A 20,436-nucleotide genomic window follows, 5' to 3' on the forward strand; every position below is an offset into this window, starting at 1 on the left:
ACCTTGGTAGTAGCGTTTATGGTTTGGGAGGCTCGGTCTTTCGTGTCCGCTATCGATCAGTCGGCGGCTTTCTGGCGCCAGCGCCTGACCCCTCTTCCTCAGCGGCTCGCTCTCCCGGTGGACACGGCTCTCCCGCCCGGACCCCGGCACGCCCGGGAGTCGTCGCCCGCCGTCCCGGAGGCGACGGGGCTGGCCGCCGTCGCGGCCCTGCTGCACCGCTACGGCGCCGCCACCGACTTACTGATCGGGTACGACACCCTCCCGCTCCGCCTGACCGTCACGGGGGCCACCCCCTTCACCGATCTTGTACGCAGCGTCACCGCCGCCCTGGAGGAGGCCCGCGCCCACGGCCGCCCGGAGGACCTCCCCGAGGTCGCCGTCGCGGTGGGCCCGTGGCCGACGGACGTCGCCCTCACGGTGACCTTCGACGACGGCGGCGTCGTCTTCGACGGCCCCGGCGACCCCGCCCACCTCGCCACCCTGCTCGCCGACGCGCTCGCCCGCCCCGAGACCCCGGTCGCCGACCTCGACCTCCTCCCCGCCGGCGAGAAGGCGCGCATCCTCGACGGCTGGAACCCGACCACGCACGCCGTGCCACTGCGCACGTGGCCCGCCATGTTCGCCGACCAGGTCGCCGCCCGCCCCGACGAGGTCGCGCTGGTCTTCGAGGACGAGTCGCTCACCTACGCCCAGCTGAACGCGCGCGCCAACCGCATCGCGCACGCGCTGATCGCCCGCGGCGCGGGCCCCGAGACGGTCGTCGCGCTCGCGGTGCCGAGGTCGCTCGACCTGATCGTCGCCGAGGTCGCGGTGCTCAAGTCGGGCGCCGCCTACCTGCCGGTCGACACCGACTACCCGCCCGACCGGGTCGCCTACATGCTCCAGGACGCCAAGCCGGTCTGCATGGTGACCACCACCGAGACCGCCGAACCGGGCAGCCTGGTGCTCGACGCGGCGGAGGTCGTACAGGAGCTGGAGAACAGGCCGGCCACCGACCCGGTGACCGATCTGCGGGTGGACCACGCCGCCTACGTCATCTACACCTCCGGCTCCACCGGCAAGCCCAAGGGCGTCGTGTTGTCGCACGCCGGGGTCGCCAAGCTGGTCGCCACCCAGGTCGAGCGGTTCGGCATCGGGCCGCACAGCCGGGTGCTGCAGTTCGCCTCGCCGTCGTTCGACGTCGCGTTCTGGGACCTGTGCCTCGGCCTGCTCTCGGGCGGCCGCCTGGTCGTGGTGCCGTCGGAACGCCGGGTGCCCGGACGCCCGCTGGCCGACTACGCGCACGCCAACGACATCACCTTCATGATCCTGCCGCCCGCGCTGCTCGACGCGATGCCCGCCGACGTGGTCCTGCCCCCGGCGACGCTGCTCGCCGGCACCGAGCGCGTCTCGCCCGAACTGGTCGGCCGCTACGCGCGCGGCCGGATGATGTTCAACGCCTACGGCCCGACCGAGGCGACCACCAACTCCACGCTCGGCCTCTGCGACCCGGACATCGCCCCCGGCTCGATCGTGCCGATCGGCGTGCCCGACCCGGGCACCCGCGCCTACGTCTTGGACGACCGCCTGAAGCCGGTCCCGGCGGGCGTCCCCGGCGAGCTCTACCTGGCGGGCGAGGGCCTGGCCCGCGGCTACCTCGGCCGCCCCGCGCTGACCGCCGAACGTTTCGTCGCCGACCCGTTCGGCGGCCCGGGGGAGCGCCTCTACCGCACCGGCGACCTGGTCAGATGGCGCTCCGACGGCCGCCTGGAGTTCCTCGGCCGGGTCGACTCCCAGGTCAAGATCCGCGGCTTCCGCATCGAACCCGGCGAGATCGAGTCGGTGCTGCGCGCCCACCCGGCCGTCGAGCAGGCCGCCGTCGTGGTCCGCGAGGACCGCCCCGGCGACCGCCGCCTGGCGGCCTACGTGGTGCCGTCGCTCGACGAGGGGGCCAGCGTCGAGGAGTGGAAGGACCTGCACGAACTGCTCTACTCCGCCTCGGCCGGCGACGGCTTCGCGGGCTGGAACAGCATGTACGACGGCCTCCCGATCCCCCTGGAGGAGATGCGCGAATGGCGCGAGGCGACCGTCGAGCGCATCGCCTCCCTTGCTCCGAAGCGGGTCCTGGAGATCGGCGCGGGCAGCGGCCTGATCCTCGACCGGATCGCGCCGACGGCCGACGTCTACTGGGCGACGGACCTGTCCGAGGAGGCGATCCGGGCGCTGGGGGACCGGCTCGACCCGGCGCTGGCCGGCAAGGTGCATTTGCGCGCTCAGCCCGCCGACGACGTGACCGGTCTACCTTCGGGTTACTTCGACGTCGTCGTGGTGAACTCGGTGGCGCAGTACTTCCCCGACGCTGCCTACCTGGAGCGGGTGATCCGCGGCGCGGCGACGCTGCTGGCCCCCGGCGGGGCGGTGTTCGTCGGCGACGTCCGCAACCTGCGGCTCCTGCGCACCCTGCGCGCCGCCGTGGAGACGCGCCGCAACCCCGACGACAAACAGGCGATCCGCGCGGCGACGGACCGGTCGGTGGCATGGGAGGGCGAACTCCTCCTCGACCCCGACTTCTTCGCTCAGCTCGACGGCTTCACGGCGGACATCCGGGTCAAGCGCGGCCGCTTCCACAACGAACTCACGCGCTACCGCTATGACGTGGTCCTCCGGGTGGGCGTCGCCGAGCCGGCCGCCCAGCGAACCATCCGCTGGACGGGCCCGGACCTCACCCTGGCGGACGGCCTGCGCGTAACCGGCATCCCCAACGCCCGCCTGACCACCGACCTCACCGCCCTGTACGCCATCGACGACACCAGCCGCCCAGCAGCCGCCGACGGCGTCGACCCCGAAGACCTGCACACCCTCGCCGAGGCGCAGGGTCTCCAGGTCGCGATCACCTGGGACGCCCAGGCGGACGACGGCTCCCTGGAAGCGCTCTTCACCCGGCCGCCGACCGGCAGCGACACCCTCACCGACCTCCAGGTGGCGGGTGGCTCGCCGGTCTACCGGTCTTCCGGTGGGTTCCCGCTCGCCAACCGGCCCGCGTCCTTCCGGGACGTGCAGGCGCTCATGCGGATCCTGCGGGCGCACGCGGCCGAATGGCTGCCCGACTACATGGTCCCGGCCGCGTTCACGCCGCTCGACCGGTTGCCCGTCACCGCCAGTGGCAAGATCGACGCCGCCGCGCTGCCCGCGCCCGACTACGCCGCGCTCAGCTCTGGACGCGCCCCTCGCGACCCCCGGGAAGAACTGCTCTGCGGGTTGTTTGCCGAGGCGCTCGGGGTGTCCGGTGTGACGATCGACGACGACTTCTTCGCGCTGGGCGGCGACAGCATCACCGCCATCCGGGTGCTCGCCGGCGCCCGTGCCGCCGGGTTGCGGCTGACCTCCCGCGACGTCTTCCGGCACCGCACGGTCGCCGCGCTGGCCGGCGTCGTGGCCGACGTCCAGGCCGAGAAGACCACGACGCTGGAGGTGCCCGAGGGAGCCGACGTCACCGGGCTCGACGTCGAGGAGCTGCTGCCGCTCAGCCCCCTCCAGGAGGGCTTCTACTTCCACTCGCTCGCCGACGACCACGACGCCTACGTCGTGCAGCAGGTCGTCGAGCTCGACGGCGACGTCGACCCCGAGCGGCTGCGCCGGGCGGCGGAGCGGCTGCTCGCCCGGCACGCGCCGCTGCGGGCCTGCTTCCGGCCGGGCGCCGACGGCCGTCCGGTGCAGGTGATCCGGCGTGAAGCGGTGCTGCCGTGGCGGGAGGCCACGCATGACGTCACCGCCGAGGAGCGGGCCCGGCCGTTCGACCTGGCCGACGCGCCGCTGCTGCGGTGCGCGCTGATCGGCGGCCGGAGGCTGGTGCTCACGTTCCACCACATCGTCGCCGACGGGTGGTCGCTGCCGGTGCTGCACCGCGAGCTGCTCGCGCTCTACGCCGATGAGGTGCTGCCGGAGGTCACCCCGTACAGAGAGTTCCTGCGCGGCCTCGCCGGGCGCGACGGCGAGGGCGCGCGGGCGGCCTGGGCGCACGCCCTGGCCGGGTTCGACGAGCCGACCCGCATGATCGACGCGCCGCCCGGACCGGTGGTCCCGGCGCACGTGCGGGTCGAGCTCGCCGAGGACGTCACCGAACGGCTCGCCGCGCGGGCCCGCCAGCTCGGCGTGACGCTGAGCACGGTCGTCCAGGGGGCCTGGGGGCTCCTCCTCGGCCGCACCCTCGGGCGCGACGACGTCGTGTTCGGCACCACCGTCTCCGGCCGCGACGCCGAGGTGGCCGGGATCGAGCACATGGTCGGCCTGTTCATCAACACGCTGCCGACCCGGTTCCGGTGGAGCCCGTCGGCGACGCTCGCCGACCTGCTGACCACGCTCCAGAACGACCAGGCCGCCCTGCTCGACCACCAGCACCTCGGCCTGGCCGCCGTCCAGCGGGCCGCCGGGCGCGCGGGCGGCGGGGAGCTGTTCGACACCCTGGTCGTGTTCGAGAACTACCCGTCCAGCAGCGGTCTGTCGGCCGGCGGGCTGCGGATCGCGGGCGCGGAGTTCCACGACACCGTGCACTATCCGCTCGCGCTGATCGTCAAGCCGGGCCGCCGCCTCGACCTGCGGCTGAAGTTCCACGACGGCCGGGTCCCGCGCGCCGCCGCGGAGGGGATCGCCGACCGGCTGGCCCGCCTGCTCACCGCCGTCGCCACCGACCCCGGCCAGCGGGTCGCCCGCGTCGACCTGGCCGAGGACGTCCGCCCCCAGCAGGGCGAAACCGTCGCGATCACGCCGACGACCTTGGCGGAACGCATCGCGGCCCAGACCGCCCTCACTCCGCACGCGCTCGCGGTCGTGTACGAGGACACCCGTCTCACCTACGCCGAACTCGACGCCCGCGCGACCGAACTCGCGGCCCGGCTGCACGCCGGGCGCGGCGACGTCGTCGCGGTGGCGGTGCCGCGTTCGGAGCAGCTGATGATCGCGCTCCTGGCGGTCGTGAAGTCGGGCGCGGCCTACCTGCCGATCGACACGGGCTATCCGGCCGACCGGATCGTGTACATGCTCGCCGACAGCGGGGCGACGACGGTGATCCGCGGCCGGGAACTAAATGTCGAAATGTCGGGCGGCGAAAGCCGCCCGACCCAGTCCCACGACGCTGACCCACACCCGGCAGTCGACGCTGATTTGCGGAAGGCCGCCGACCTTGTCCCGGGTCCCGAGCGCGATGCTGATCTGCAGGTGGCGGGCGGCGGTGTCCTGGACCCGACCCGTGAGTCTGACCTGCACACGGCGCACGACGCCCTGCCTGACACCGCCGGAGCGCGGCCCGGTGATCCCGCGTACCTGATCTACACCTCCGGCTCGACCGGCCGTCCCAAGGGGGCCGTCGTCTCCCACGCGGCCATCGTCAACCGCCTCCAATGGATGCAGGCCGCCTATCCGCTCCGCGCCGACGACAGGATTCTGCAGAAGACCCCCGCCAGTTTCGACGTCTCCGTCTGGGAGTTCTTCTGGGCGCTCTGCGAGGGCGCGGCCGTCGTCTTCGCCAAGCCCGACGGTCACCACGACCCCGCCTACCTCGCCGCCCTCATCGCCGCCGAGCGGGTCACCACGATGCACTTCGTGCCGTCGATGCTGGAGGCGTTCCTCGCCGCCCCGGAGATCACCGCCGACCCCGAATGGGCGAGGCCGCTGCGCCGCGTCTTCTCCTCCGGCGAGGCCCTCCCCGGCCAGGCGGCCCGCCGCTGGACCGACCTCACCCACGTCCCCCTGCACAACCTTTACGGCCCCACCGAAGCCGCCGTCGACGTCACCTTCCACCCGTACACGACCGACCAGAAGGATCTCACCGTCCCGATCGGCAAGCCCGTCTGGAACACCGGGCTCCGCGTCCTCGACACGTGCCTGCGGCCGGTTCCCGACGGGGTGCCCGGTGAGCTCTACCTGACCGGCGTCCAGCTCGCCATCGGCTACCACGCACGCCCCGGGCTGACCGCCGAAAGGTTCGTCGCCGACCCGTTCGAGGCCGGCCGGCGCATGTACCGCACCGGCGACCTCGTCGCCCGGCGGCCCGACGGCACCATCGACTATCTCGGCCGCACCGACCGGCAGGTCAAGCTCCGGGGCAACCGCATCGAGCTCGGGGAGGTCGAGGCCGCGCTCGCCGCCGTCGACGGCGTCACCCGCGCTGCGGTCACCATCCGGTCGAACACGCTGGTCGCCTACGTCGTGGGCGACGTCACCGAGGACGAGGTCCGCCGCGCCGTCACCGAGCGGCTTCCGGCCGCGATGACGCCCGGGGCGTACCTGATCATGGACGCCCTTCCCCTGACCCCCAGCGGCAAGCTCGACCGCGACGCGCTGCCCGCGCCCGAAGCGCGGCGGGCGGCGGCCCGCGCGGCGGGGAACCCCCGTGAGGAGCTGCTGACGGCGATCTTCGCCGAGGTGCTGAAGCTCGGCGACGTCGGCGCCGACGACGACTTCTTCCTGCTCGGCGGCGACAGCATCAGCTCGATCGGCGTCTCCAGCCGGGCCCGCGCGGCGGGGCTGGCCGTCAGCCCGCGTGACGTGTTCGTGCACCGCACCCCGGCCGCGCTCGCCGCCACGGCCGGGGCCGTGACCGGCACGGCGGCGGCCGTGTCGGAGTTCCGGCTCACCGAGGAGGAGCGGGCCAAGCTCGGCGACCTGGAGGTCTGGCCGCTCGCGCCCCTCCAGGAGGGGCTGTTCTTCCACTCGAACTTCGACGCGGGCGAGCTCGACGTCTACACCGTCCACGAGACCTTCGACCTCGACCGGCGGCTCGACCCCGACCGGTTGAGAGCCGCGATCGGGGCGCTGCTGGAGGCCACTCCGGGCCTGCGGGCCGGGTTCACCAGCGACGGGCTGCGCCAGCCGGTGCAGTTCATCGCCACCGACTACGAGATCCCGCTGGAGGTCCACGACGACCCCGAGGACCTCGACGAGCTCATGCGGGCCGAGCGCCTGAAGCGGTTCGACCTCGACCGGCCGATCCTGTTCCACGTGCTGCTGATCCGCCTGCCCGACCGCGACCGCCTCGTCATCGGCCGCCACCTGCTCCTGTGGGACGGCTGGTCGGCGTGGCTCTTCCTCGACCGGCTCTTCTCCCTGTACGCCGACCTCGACGCCCCCCTCGGCGCCGGCGGCTACCGCGACTACCTCACCTGGCTCGACGCCCAGGACACCGCCGTCGCGACCGCCGCCTGGCGGGAGGCGCTGAAGGGGCTCGACGAGCCGACCCTGCTCGCCCCCGGCGACCACGACCCGGTCATCCCCGAGCAGCTCGACCGCGACCTGCCCGGCAGCCTGCGCGACGTCGCCCGCAACCAGGGCCTCACCCTGAACACGCTGTTCACCACGGCCTGGGGACTCACCCTCGCCAGCGTGACCGGGCGCGACGACGTCGTGTTCGGCACCACCGTCGCCGGACGCCCCTCGGAGGTGCCCGACGTCGAGACCGTCATCGGCCTGTTCCTGAACACCGTCCCGGCCCGCATCGCCTTCGACCCGGCCGAGCCGGTCGGCGCGCTGCTGCGCCGGGTGCAGGACGAACGCCTCGCGCTGATGCCGCACGAGTGGCTCGGCCTCGGCGTCGTCCAGGCCGAGACGGGCCACCGCAGGCTGTTCGACACGCTGTTCGTCATGCGCGACGGCGACACCCGCGAACGCCTCGCCGACCTGCGCGACCGCTACGGCGCGACCGCGGTCGCCAACGTCGACGCCACGCACTACCCGGTCAACCTGATCGTCACCCCGGGCGACCCCACCCGGGTCACCCTGGCCTACCGCCCCGACCTGGTCACCGAGCGGTACGCCGCCGACCTCCTCGACCGGTTCGCCCGCATCGTCACCCGGCTGGCCGACGACGTCACGGCCCCCACGGGCCGCCTCGACCGCTCGCTCCCCGCCGAGCTCGCCGACCCGGGCGAGAACCGCGTCGACGAGCCGACTGACACGGTCGCCGACCTGCTGGCCCGGCAGGCGGAGCGCACCCCCGACGCCACCGCGCTGGTCTTCGGCGACGTCACCGTCACCTACGCCGAGCTCGACGCGAAGATCAACCGCATCGCCCGCCTGCTGATCGCCCACGGGGCCGCGCCCGAGGCCGTCGTGGCCCTCGGCCTGCCCCGGTCGATCGACATGGTCGCGGCGCTGTTCGCCGTGCTCAGAACCGGCGCGGCCTACCTGCCGCTGGAGCTCGACCACCCCGACGACCGCCTGGCGGCCATGCTCGACGACGCCCGTCCGGCCGTCCTGGTCACCACGCCCGAGGTGTCGGCCCGCATCACGACCGGCACGCCCAGGGTCCACCTCGACCGGCTCGACGACCACGCGGCCGACCCGGTCGAGGTCTCCTTCAGCCTCGACCACCCCGCCTACGTCATCTACACCTCCGGGTCGACGGGCCGCCCGAAGGGCGTCGTGACGCCCTACCGGGGCCTGACGAACATGCAGCTCAACCACCAGAGCGAGATCTTCGACCCGGCCGTCGCCTCGGCGGGCGGCCGGCGGCTGCGCATCGCGCACACGGTGTCGTTCGCGTTCGACATGTCGTGGGAGGAGCTCTTGTGGCTGGTCGAGGGCCACGAGGTGCACGTCTGCGACGAGGAGCTGCGCCGCGACGCGCTCGCGCTGGTCGCGTACTGCGAGGCGAACAGGATCGACGTCGTCAACGTCACCCCCACCTACGCCCACGTGCTGATCGACGAGGGGCTGCTGGAGGGGCACCGGCCGCCGCTGGTGCTGCTCGGCGGCGAGGCGGTCTCCGACCACGTGTGGTCGGTGCTGCGCGACACCGAGGGCACCTACGGCTACAACCTCTACGGCCCGACCGAGTACACCATCAACACGCTCGGCGGCGGCACCCACGACAGCGCCACCCCGACCGTCGGCACCCCCATCAGGGGCACCCGGGCGCACATCCTCGACGGCTGGTTGCGGCCGGTGCCCGAGGGCGTCGCGGGTGAGCTGTACATCTCCGGCATCGGGCTGGCCCGCGGCTACCTGCGCCGTCCCGGCCTGACCGCCGAACGGTTCGTCGCCGACCCGTTCGGGCTGCCCGGCGAGCGCATGTACCGCACCGGCGACCTGGTGCGGCGGCGTCCCGACGGCAACATCGACTTCCTCGGCCGCACCGACGACCAGGTGAAGATCCGTGGCTACCGCATCGAACCGGGCGAGGTGGAGAGCGCCCTGACCCGGCTGCCGCAGGTGGCCCAGGCCGCCGTGGTCGTCCGCGACGACCGCCTGGTGGCCTACCTCGTGCCCGCCCCCGAGCGGGACGCCGAGAAGAGGGCCGCCGAGAACGCCCAGATCGGCGAGTGGCAGGAGATCTACTCCGACGAGTACGAGGAGATCGGCACCGCCGTCTGGACCGAGGACTTCGCGGGCTGGGACAGCTCATACGACGGCACCCCGATCCCGCTGGAGCACATGCGCGAATGGCGCGAGGCGACGGTCGACCGCATCCGCTCGCTGAACCCCAGGAACGTGCTGGAGATCGGCGTCGGCTCCGGCCTGCTGCTCTCGAAGCTGGCCCCCGAGGCCGAGAGCTACTGGGCGACCGACTTCGCCGCCCCGGTCATCCGCAAGATCGGCGAAGACCTGAAGCGCGACCCCGCGCTGGCCGCGAAGGTCACGCTGCGGCACCAGGCGGCGAACGTCACCGACGGCCTGCCGCGCGGCTTCTTCGACACCATCGTCGTCAACTCCGTCATTCAGTACTTCCCGAGCCTCGACCACCTGACCGAGGTCATCCAGGGCGCGATGGCGCTGCTCAAGCCGGGCGGCGCGCTGTTCGTCGGCGACGTCCGCAACCTGCGGCTGAACCGGCACTTCCACGAGGCCATCCAGGCGGTGAAGGGCGGCGACGCCGACCGCAGCCTCGCCCTGGAGAAGGAGCTGCTGGTCGACCCCGACTACTTCACGACGCTCGGCCACCCGGTCGACCTGCGGACCAAACGCGGCCACCTGCACAACGAGCTCAGCAGGTACCGCTACGACGTGGTGCTGCACGCCTCGGATCCCGAGATCTCGGTGCACGACGTTCCCGCGATCGCCTGGTCCGACTTCACCGGGTTCCACGGCGAGCCGGTCCGCGTCACCGGCATCCCCGACGGCCGCCTCACCCCCGATGGCGTCGAGGCCGAATTCCTGCACACCTTCGGCCCGGCCGTCACCACCTGGTCGCGGGAGCCCGGCCGCTTCGACGCGGTGTTCCTGCCGTCGGTTCCGCGCGCGCTGAGCGGGGTCTACCTCCCGACCGGGGGAGTGCCCCTCGCCAACGACCCCGGCGACGCCCGCCGCGCGAGCGCGCTGGTCGCGGCCGTGCGGGAGGACGTCAAGCGGGAGCTGCCCGACTACATGGTGCCGGGCGCGTTCGTGGTGCTGCCGGCGTTGCCGATGAACGACAACGGCAAGCTCGACCTCACCGCCCTGCCCTCGCCCGAACCGGTCGCGAGCGGGGGAGGCCGCGCCCCGCGCACCCCCGTCGAGGAGACCCTCTGCCGCATCTTCGCGGAGGTGCTGGGCCTTTCCGAGATCACCGCCGAGGACGCGTTCTTCGAGCTCGGCGGCCACTCGCTGCTGGCCACCCGGGTGGTCAGCCGGGCCCGTGCCGAACTCGGCGCGGAACTCGCCATCAGGGACCTGTTCGAGGCCCCGACCCCGGCGCTGCTGGCCGAACGCGTGGCCGGCAGCGCGCCGGCCCGCCCCGCGCTGACCGTGCGGCCGAGGCCCGCGCGGGTGCCCGCGTCGGCCGCGCAGCGCCGTCTGTGGCTGGCCGAGCGCCTGTCGGGCGGCGACGCCTACCACTTCCCGCTGGTCGTGAAGGTGCGCGGCGCGTTCGACCGGGCCGCCTTCGAGCAGGCCGTGAACGACGTGGTGCGGCGGCACGAGGTGCTGCGCACCGTCATCGAGGAGATCGACGGCGAGCCCTACCAGGTCGTCACCGACCTGACGGTCCGGGTGAGCGACGCCGACGACCGGGGGCCGTTCGACCTGGCCGCCGAGCCGCCCATCAGGGTCTCCGTGCGGGAGACCGCGCCCGGCGAGCACCTGGTGGCGATGATCCTGCACCACATCGCCACCGACGAGTGGTCCGACCGCCCGTTCCTCCGCGACCTCGGCGAGGCTTACCAGGCCAGGCGCGAAGGCCGCGCCCCCACGTGGGAGCCGCTGCGGGTCCAGTACGCCGACTACACCCTCTGGCAGGACCGCCTGCTGGCCCACGACGGCGACCGTCAGCTCGCCTTCTGGCGCGACCGGCTCGACGACCTGCCCGACGAGATCATGCTCCCGTACGACGGCCCGAGGGTCCCGGGCGGCGCGTCGGGCCTGGTCAGCGTGGACGTCCCGGACGCCGACGCCCTCAGGGAGCTCGCCGCCGCCACCGGGACCAGCGTCTTCATGGTGCTCCAGGCGGCCGTCGCCGCGCTGCTGCACCGGATGGGCGCGGGCGACGACGTCCCGATCGGGGCGCCGATCGCGGGCCGTACCGACGAAGGGCTCGACGACCTCGTCGGGTTCTTCGTGAACACCCTCGTGCTGCGGGCCGACCTGTCGGGCGACCCGACGTTCGGGGAGCTGCTCGACCGGGTGAAGGAGGCCGACCTGGCCGCCTTCGAGCACCAGGACCTGCCGTTCGAGCGGCTCGTCGAGGACCTCAACCCGCCGCGGGTGCCCGGCCGGAACCCGCTGTTCCAGGTCATGATGGGCTACCACCACCGGCCCGGCGGCGACCCCGACGTGCTCGGCCTGGAGACCGAGTGGATCGACACCCGGATCGAGACGGCCAAGTTCGACCTCGACTTCACCTTCGTCGACGGCCCCCGCATGACCCTCCTCCTGGAGTACGCCGAGGGCCGCTTCACCGAGCGCACCGCCGCCGACCTCGCGGCCCGCGCGCTGAAGCTCCTCGGCGGGCTGCGGCTCGACACCCGCGTCAGTGAGCTGCCGGTGCTGCTCGACGCCCCGGTCCGGGACGAGGCCCCGCTCCTGCCGTTCCGGTCGATCCCGTCGATCCTCGAAGAGTTGGCGGCGACCCGGCCCTCCCACCCCGCACTGGTCACCGCCGACCGCGTGTACACCTTCGCCGAGCTGGCCGCCACGGCCCGCGCGGTGGCGGCGCACGTCATCGCCAAGGGCGCGGGGCCGGAGAAGGTCGTCGGCCTCGCGGTCTCCCGGGCCGAGATGGTGCCGGCGATCCTGGGCGTGCTGGCCTCGGGGGCGGCGTACCTGCCGATCGACCGGGGGTATCCGGCCGACCGGCTGGCGTACATGATCGCCGACACCCGGCCCGTCTGCGTGCTGGCCTCGCTCGACGACGTGACCGGGGAGGCGCCCGTCGCCGACGTCGAACCCGACAGCGCGGCGTACGTCATCTACACCTCCGGGTCGACCGGCACGCCCAAGGGCGTGGTCGGCACCCACCGGGGCCTGGCCAACCTGTTCGCCAGCCACGCCGGCAACCTGATCACCGCCGAGCCCGCCAGGGCGCTGCACGCCGCGTCGTTCAGCTTCGACGGCTCGTGGGAGCCGCTGCTGTGGCTGCTGGCCGGCCACCCGCTGTACGTCGCCGACGAGCAGACCATGACCGACCCGGCCGCCCTGCTCGCCCTGATCGAGCGCGAACGCCTCGACTACGTCGACCTCACCCCGACCTACCTGCGGGAACTCATGCACCACGGGTTCCTCGACGGCTACGCGCCCAAGGTGCTGTCGGTCGGCGGCGAGGCCACCCCGCCCGAGTTGTGGGAGCGGCTCAAGGGCCTTCCGGAGGTCGTCGTCCACGACCTCTACGGCCCGACCGAGTGCGCGGTCGACGCCTACGGCTGGCACGACGGCTGGGCCGCCCCGGTCGCCGGCATCCGTGTGTACGTCCTGGACGCCCGCCTGCGCCCCCAGCCCGCCAACGTGCCCGGCGAGCTCTACCTGGCCGGCCCGGGGCTGGCGCGCGGCTACCTCAACCGGCCCGGCCTGACGGCCGAACGCTTCACCGCCGACCCGTTCGCGGCGGGGGAGCGCATGTACCGTACCGGCGACCTGGCCCGGTTCCGCCCCGACGGCACGCTCGAGTTCCTCGGCCGCGCCGACGACCAGGTGAAGCTGCGCGGCTTCCGGATCGAGCTCGGCGAGATCGAGGCCGTGCTGCGCGGCCACCCGGCCGTCGCCCAGGCGGCGGTGATCGTGCGCGAGGAGACGCTCGTCGCCTACGTCGTCGCCACCGCGAGCGAGGACGAGCTGCGCGCCCACGTCGCGGCGCAGGTGCCCGACCACATGGTCCCGGCCGCGTTCGTGCCCATGGACACGCTGCCGAGGTCGGTCGCCGGGAAGCTCGACCGCCGGGCGCTCCCGGCCCCCGAGCGCAGGGTGTCCGCCTCGCGCCGTCCCCGCGACGCCCGCGAGGAGGTGCTGTGCGCGGTCTTCGCCGACGTGCTCGGCACCGAGGTCGGCCCCGACGACGACTTCTTCGCCTTCGGCGGCCACTCGCTGCTCGGCATGCGCCTGGTCAGCCGGATCAGGGCGGTGCTCGGGGCCGAGGTCTCGCTCCGGGCGGTCTTCGACGCGCCGACCCCGGCCCGGCTCGCCGGGATGCTGGGCGAGGCCGTGCGCCGGGGCCCCGTCCCGGTCGACCGGCCCGAGTTCGTCCCGCTCTCCTACGCCCAGCGCCGCATGTGGCTGCTCGACCGCATCGGCGACGCCGGCGCGTACGAGATCGCCACGGCGTGGCGGCTGGAGGGCGCGCTCGACGTCGAGGCGCTCCGGCGGGCGCTGGACGACCTCGCCGAACGGCACGAGGCGCTGCGCACCGTCTTCCCCGAGCGCGACGGCGAGCCTCACCAGCTCGTGCTCCAGAACGTCACCGTGCCGCTGATCGAGGGCCCGGTGACCTCCGGGTTCGCGCTCGACCGGGAGATCCCCATCAGGGCGCACCTCGACGGCGGGGTGCTGACGCTGGTCGTCCACCACATCGCCACCGACGAGTGGTCGGACGCGCCGCTGCGGCGCGACCTGGCCGCCGCCTACAACGCCCGGCTGCGCGGGCGGGCCCCCGAGCAGACCCCGCTCCCCGTCCAGTACGCCGACTACACCCTCTGGGCCCCCGAGGGCGACACCGCCCACTGGGAGGAGACGCTGCGGGACCTGCCCGACGAGCTGACCCTCCCGGCCGACCGGCCGCGCCCGGCGGAGAGCTCGTTCCGGGGCGGCCTGGCCGGCTTCGCCCTCGACGCCGACCTGTTCGCCGGCCTCCGCGAGGTCGCGCGGGCCCACGGCGTCAGCATGTTCATGCTGACCCAGGCCGCCGTCGCCGCCCTGCTCAACCGGCTCGGCGCGGGCGAGGACATCCCCCTCGGCACGCCGATCTCCGGCCGCGCCGACGAGAGCCTCGAAGACCTCGTCGGGTTCTTCGTCAACACGCTGGTGCTGCGGACCGACGTCAGCGGCGACCCGACCTTCGCCGAGCTGCTCGGCCGGGTCAGGGGCACCGCGCTGGCCGCCTACGAGCACCAGGACGTGCCGTTCGAGCGGCTCGTCGAGGTGCTCGACCCGCCGAGGTCGCTGGCCCGGCACCCGCTGTTCCAGGTCATGGTCGTCTACCTGACCGGCCGGGCCGCCCCGCCCGCCTTCGACGGGCTCACCGTCACCGAGCTGGAGACCGGCCAGGACACCGCCAAGTTCGACCTGAGCGTCGACTTCATCGAGCACGACGGCGGCGTCGAGGGGTGGATCGAGTACAGCGCCGACCTGTTCGACCAGGAGAGCGCCGACCTGCTCGCCGCCCGCCTCGTGCGGCTGCTGCGCCAGGTGGCCGCCGACCCCTCGGTCCGGGTACGCGACCTCGACGTCCACCTCGAGGAGCCCCCGGCCTTCACGAGCGTCGAGCTCCCGGCGGCGACCCTGCCCGAGCTGTTCCGCGAGCAGGTCCGCCGCACCCCCGACGCGCTCGCGCTGGTCTTCGAAGACACCCGGCTCACCTACGCCGAGTTCGACGCCCGCGTCGAGGAGACCGCCCGGGTGCTGGCCGGGCTCGGCGCGGGCCCCGAGACGACCGTCGCCGTGGCGCTCCCGCGCTCGGTCGAGCTGGTCGTCGCCCTGTACGCCGTCCACCGCGCCGGCGCGGCCTACCTGCCGCTCGACCCCGACCTGCCCGCCGACCGGAAGGCGTTCATGCTGGCCGAGGCCCGGCCGGTCGCCGTCGTCGACGGTGCGCTGCCGACCGGCCCGCACGGGGACCTGCCGGTGAGCCACGACGGCCGCAGCCCGGCCTACGTGATCTACACCTCCGGCTCGACCGGCCGCCCGAAGGGCGTCGTCGTCCCGCACGAGGGCATCGCCAACCGCCTCCGGTGGATGCAGGCCGAATACGGGCTGACCGCCGAGGACCGCGTCCTGCAGAAGACCCCCGCGAGCTTCGACGTGTCGGTCTGGGAGTTCTTCTGGCCGCTCATCACCGGGGCCGCGCTCGTCGTGGCCCGGCCCGACGGCCACCGCGACCCCGCCTACCTGGCCGGCCTCATCGAGCGGGAGGGCGTGACGACGGTCCACTTCGTGCCGTCGATGTTGCGCGCCTTCCTCGACGTCGAGGTGCGCGGTCTCACGCGGGTGCTCTGCTCGGGCGAGGCGCTGCCGGCCGACCTGGCCGCGCGGTTCCACGAGCGGGTGGACGCCGAGCTGCACAACCTCTACGGGCCCACCGAGGCGTCGGTCGACGTCACGGCCGTCGAGGTGACCGGCGACGACGTCACCATCGGCCGCCCGGTCTGGAACACCCGCGCCTACGTGCTCGACCGGTGGCTGCGGCCGGTCCCGCCCGGCGTCGCCGGGGAGCTCTACCTGGCGGGCGTGCAGCTCGCGCGCGGCTACCTCGACCGGCCCGGCCTGACCGCCGAACGCTTTGTGGCCGACCCGTTCGCGGCGGGGGAGCGCATGTACCGTACCGGCGACCTGGCCCGCTGGAACCGCGACGGCACCCTCTCCTACCTGGGACGCACCGACCACCAGGTCAAGATCCGCGGCTTCCGGATCGAGCTCGGCGAGATCGAGGCCGCCATCGGCGGGACCAACGTCGTGGTGGCCCGCGACGACCGCCTGGTCGCCTACGTCGTCGGCGAGCCGCGCGAGCTCGACCTGGGCCGCACCCTGCCCGAGTACATGGTGCCCGCCGCCGTCGTCTGGCTCGACGCGCTGCCGCTGACCAGCAGCGGCAAGCTCGACCGCAACGCGCTGCCCGCGCCCGCGTTCGAGGCGGGCGACGCCCGTCCCGCGACCCCGCGCGAGGAGACGCTCGCCGGGGTGTTCGCCGACGTGCTCGGCCTCGACCGGGTCGGCGCCGAGGACGACTTCTTCGCCCTCGGCGGCGACAGCATCGTCGCGATGCGCCTGGTCAGCCGGGCCAGGGCGGCGGGCCTCCAGCTGACCCCGCGCGACGTCTTCCGGTTCCGTTCGGTACGCGGCCTCGCGGCCGTCACCTCCGAGGCGTCCGCCGACGAACGGTCGGTCGCCTTCTTCACCCCCGCTGAGCTCGCCGAGTTCGCCGACCCGATCCTGCCGGTGACCCCGCTCCAGGCCGGGCTGCTGTTCCACGCCTCCTACGACGACGAGGACGTCTACACCGTCCAGGTCGTCTACGAGATCGACGGCGACGTGGACCCCGCGCGGCTCCGGGCGGCCGGGCAGGCCCTGCTCGACCGGCACGAGAACCTGCGCGCCGGCTTCGGCCACCTGTCGTCGGGCCGCCCGGTCGCGGTGATCCCGGCGAAGGCGGAGCTGCCCTGGCGGGAGGTCGCCCCGGCCGACCTCGACGCCGAGCTCGCCCGCGAACGCGCCGGCTTCCCCGTCGGCCGGCCGCCGCTGCTGCGCCTGATGCTGGCCGGGAACCGCCTCGTGCTCACCCACCAGCACGTCCTCCTCGACGGCTGGTCGCTGCCCGCCCTGATGGCCGAGTTCACCGCCCTCTACGAAGGCCGCCCGCACCCGGTGGCCCCGCCGTTCCGCGACCACCTCGAATGGCTGGCCCGCCAGGACGCCGGCGCCGCGGTCCGCGCGTGGGCCGGGGAACTCGACGGCGCCGAGCCGACCCTGCTCGGCCGGGGCGGCCACCGCCCGGCGTCGCCGCTGCTCCACGAGGTCCGGCTGTCTGCCGCGGAGACCGGCAGGCTCGCCGCCTACGCCCGGTCGAACGGCCTGACGCTCAACACGGTCGCGCAGGGCGCGTGGGGCCTGCTGCTGGCCCGCCTCACCGGCCGCGACGACGTCGTGTTCGGCGCGACCGTCTCGGGCCGCGACATGCCGGGCTCGGAGGCGATGGTCGGCCTGTTCATCACGACCGTGCCCGTGCGGGCCACCCCGCGCGAGGGGGAGCGGATGACGGCGTACCTGACGCGCCTCCAGGACCGGCAGGCGGCGCTGATCGAACACCAGCACCTCGGCCTGGCCGGCATCCAGCGGGCCGCCGGGACCGGCGAGTTGTTCGACACCCTGATGGTCTTCGAGTCCTACCCCGGCGGCGGCCACGACCGGTTCACCCCGATCGCCCACCACGACGCCACGCACTACCCGCTGACCTGGGCGGTCGAGCCCGGCGACGAGCTGGTGCTGACGGCCGAGTTCCACGGCGACCGGGCACGGGCCGAACGCGTCGCCGACGCGCTCGTGGCGATCCTGAGGCAGGTCGCCGACGACCCGCTCGTGGGCGCCCTCGACGGCCTCGCCCCGGGGGAACGCGCGTGGTTGCTCGGCCAGGGCACCGGCACGGCGCTGGAGACCGGCGGGACCGTGCCCGAGTTGTTCGCGGCCCAGGCGGCGGCGACCCCTTCGGAGGTGGCGCTGGTCGCCGACGGCCGGTCGTGGACGTTCGCCGAACTGGCCTCCTCGGTCGACGCCGTCGCCCGGGCTCTCGTCAGCAGGGGAGCGGGCCCGGAGAAGATCGTGGCCCTGGCGCTGCCGCGCACCGCCGACCACGTCATCGCGATCATGGCGGTGCTGCGGTCGGGGGCGGCGTACCTGCCGATCGACCCGGCGCTGCCCGGGGCCCGCGTCGCCGACATGCTCGCCGACGCCGCGCCGGTGCTGGTCCTGGAGTCGCTGCGGGGCCTCGACGGCTCGGGCGACCTCCCCGAGGTGTACGACCCGGGCCACCCCGCCTACGTCATCTACACCTCCGGCTCGACCGGCCGCCCGAAGGGCGTCGTGGTCACCCACGCCTCGCTCGCGAACCTGTTCCACAACCACCGCGCCGACCTCTACGACCGCGTGAAGGCGTCCACCGGCCGCCGTCACCTGCGGGTCGGCCACGCCTGGTCGTTCTCCTTCGACGCGTCGTGGCAGCCGCAACTGTGGCTGGTCGACGGCCACACCCTCCATGTCGCCGACGACGAGACGCGCCGCGACCCGGTCCTGCTGGAGCGGTTCGTGCGCGCCCACGCGCTCGACTTCATCGAGGTCACCCCGTCGTTCCTGGCCCAGATGCCGGGCCTGGTCGACGACGGCCCGCTCGCGCTCGTCGGCGTCGGCGGCGAGGCCGTCACCGACGCGTTGTGGACCCGGATGCGGAACGGCGTCAACCTCTACGGCCCCACCGAGGCCACGGTCGACGCCCTCGTGGCCCACACGGCGGACAGCGCGACCCCGCTGGTCGGCCGCCCCGTGGCCAACACCAGGGCTTATGTCCTGGACGCGGGCCTGCGGCCGGTCGCCCCCGGCGTCACCGGCGAGCTCTACCTGGCGGGCGCGGGCCTGGCGCGCGGCTACCTGAACCGCCCCGGCCTGACGGCCGAACGTTTCGTCGCCGACCCGTTCGCGGCAGGGGAGCGCATGTACCGCACCGGCGACCTGGCCCGCTGGACCGCCGACGGCCGCCTCGACTACCAGGGCCGCGCCGACGACCAGGTCAAGGTCCGCGGCCACCGGGTCGAACCCGGCGAGATCGAGGCGGTGCTGACCCGCTGGGCGACGCAGGCGACGGTCCAGGTCGCCGGCGGTCGGCTGGTCGCCTACGTCGTCGGCGCGGCCGGCGACCTGCGCGAGCGGACCGCCCGGGAACTGCCCGACTACATGGTGCCCAGCGCGTTCGTGCACCTCGACGCCCTGCCGGTGCTGCCCAACGGCAAGCTCGACCGGGCCGCGCTGCCCGCTCCGAAGCTCGCGCCGTCGGAGAGCCGCCCCGCCGCCGGCGACGCCGAACGGGCCCTGCTGGCGGTGTTCGCCGAGGTGCTGGAGGTGCCCGGCCTCGGCGTCGAGGACGACTTCTTCGCCTTCGGCGGCGACAGCCTGGTGGCGATGCGCGTCATCGCCCGCGCCCGCGCCGAGGGCTGGACGGTCACCGCCCGCCAGATCTTCGAGTCCCGCACCGCCGAGGCGCTGGCCCGGGTGGCCGGGCGGCTGGCGATCCCGCTGACCCCGATCATGCGCCGCCTGGTCCGGCGGCCGCACATGGAGTCGTTCTGCCAGTCGGCCGTGATCCGCGTCCCGGCCGGGCTGACTCATGACCGGTTCGAGGAGCTGTTGGGGAAGGTGGCCGACCACCACCCGATGCTCCGCTCCCGCCTCGCCGACGACGGCCTCCACATCGGCGCGTTCGAGATCGGCGACCTCGATCCGCGCGCCGGCCGGATGGTCGCCGTCGACTGGCTCGGCGACCGCGTCCGCCTGTCCATCCACCACCTGGCGGTGGACGCCGTCTCGTGGGGCGTCATCCTCGACGACCTCGCGGCGGCCTGGCGCGGCCGGGAGCCGGCCCCGGTCCCGGTGCAGTTCCGCCAGTGGGCGACGGCCGGCGACGACCTGCCGGAGACCGGCGTCCACGGTTTGGTCCGCGACGCGGTCACCTCGGTCACCGAGGTCCCGGCCTTCGACGTCACCGACGCGCATCTGGTCGCGACCCTGCGGCAGGTCTTCGGCCGCGACGTCACGATCGAGGTCGAGGGCCACGGCCGCGACGGGGACCGCGACCTGTCGCGTACGGTCGGCTGGTTCACCCGCGTCACCGTCCACGGCGACGGCGAACCGGAGGTCCTGCTGAACTACCTCGGCCGCTCGTCGCCGGAGGAGGGCGACTGGACCGTCGACCCCGCCGCCGAGGAGACCCCCGACCACCCCGACGCCCCCCTGACCCACCCGTACACCATCGACGCCGTCACCATGGACGGCGTGTTCACCGCGACCTGGACGCGCGCCCCCGGGGCGCCCGACCTGGCCGACAAGTGGCGCGACGCGCTAGAGAAGGGAACCCCCGCATGAGCAGCAACCCGTTCGAGAACCCCGACGGGATCTACGTCGTCCTGGTGAACGAGGAGGGCCAGCACAGCCTGTGGCCCGAGTTCGCCGACGTGCCCGCGGGCTGGACGGTGAGCTTCGGGCCGGGGGCGCGGCAGGCGTGCCTGGACCACATCGAGGCGACCTGGACGGACATGCGCCCCAAGAGCCTGCGCTAGGACGACGAGAAGCCGGGCTCCGGTGAGCCCG

2 protein-coding genes are annotated in these 20,436 nt (G+C 73.9%); both read left to right on the forward strand.

Annotation, left to right across the window (positions count from 1 at the left end; all coding sequences use genetic code 11):
- Positions 1-18 precede the first annotated feature (18 nt).
- A complete protein-coding gene (locus AW274_RS19055) occupies positions 19-20,211 on the forward strand; it encodes a non-ribosomal peptide synthetase (protein WP_083974476.1) in 20,193 nt (6,730 codons plus the stop codon).
- Positions 20,208-20,405: an MbtH family protein gene (locus tag AW274_RS19060; protein WP_062433921.1), complete on the forward strand. Its 198-nt coding sequence runs from the start codon at positions 20,208-20,210 to the stop codon at positions 20,403-20,405. The genes AW274_RS19055 and AW274_RS19060 overlap by 4 nt, the downstream gene beginning before the upstream one ends.
- Positions 20,406-20,436 lie beyond the last annotated feature (31 nt).

The sequence above is a fragment of the Herbidospora daliensis genome (genome assembly GCF_001570585.1).
Lineage (GTDB): Bacteria > Actinomycetota > Actinomycetes > Streptosporangiales > Streptosporangiaceae > Herbidospora > Herbidospora daliensis.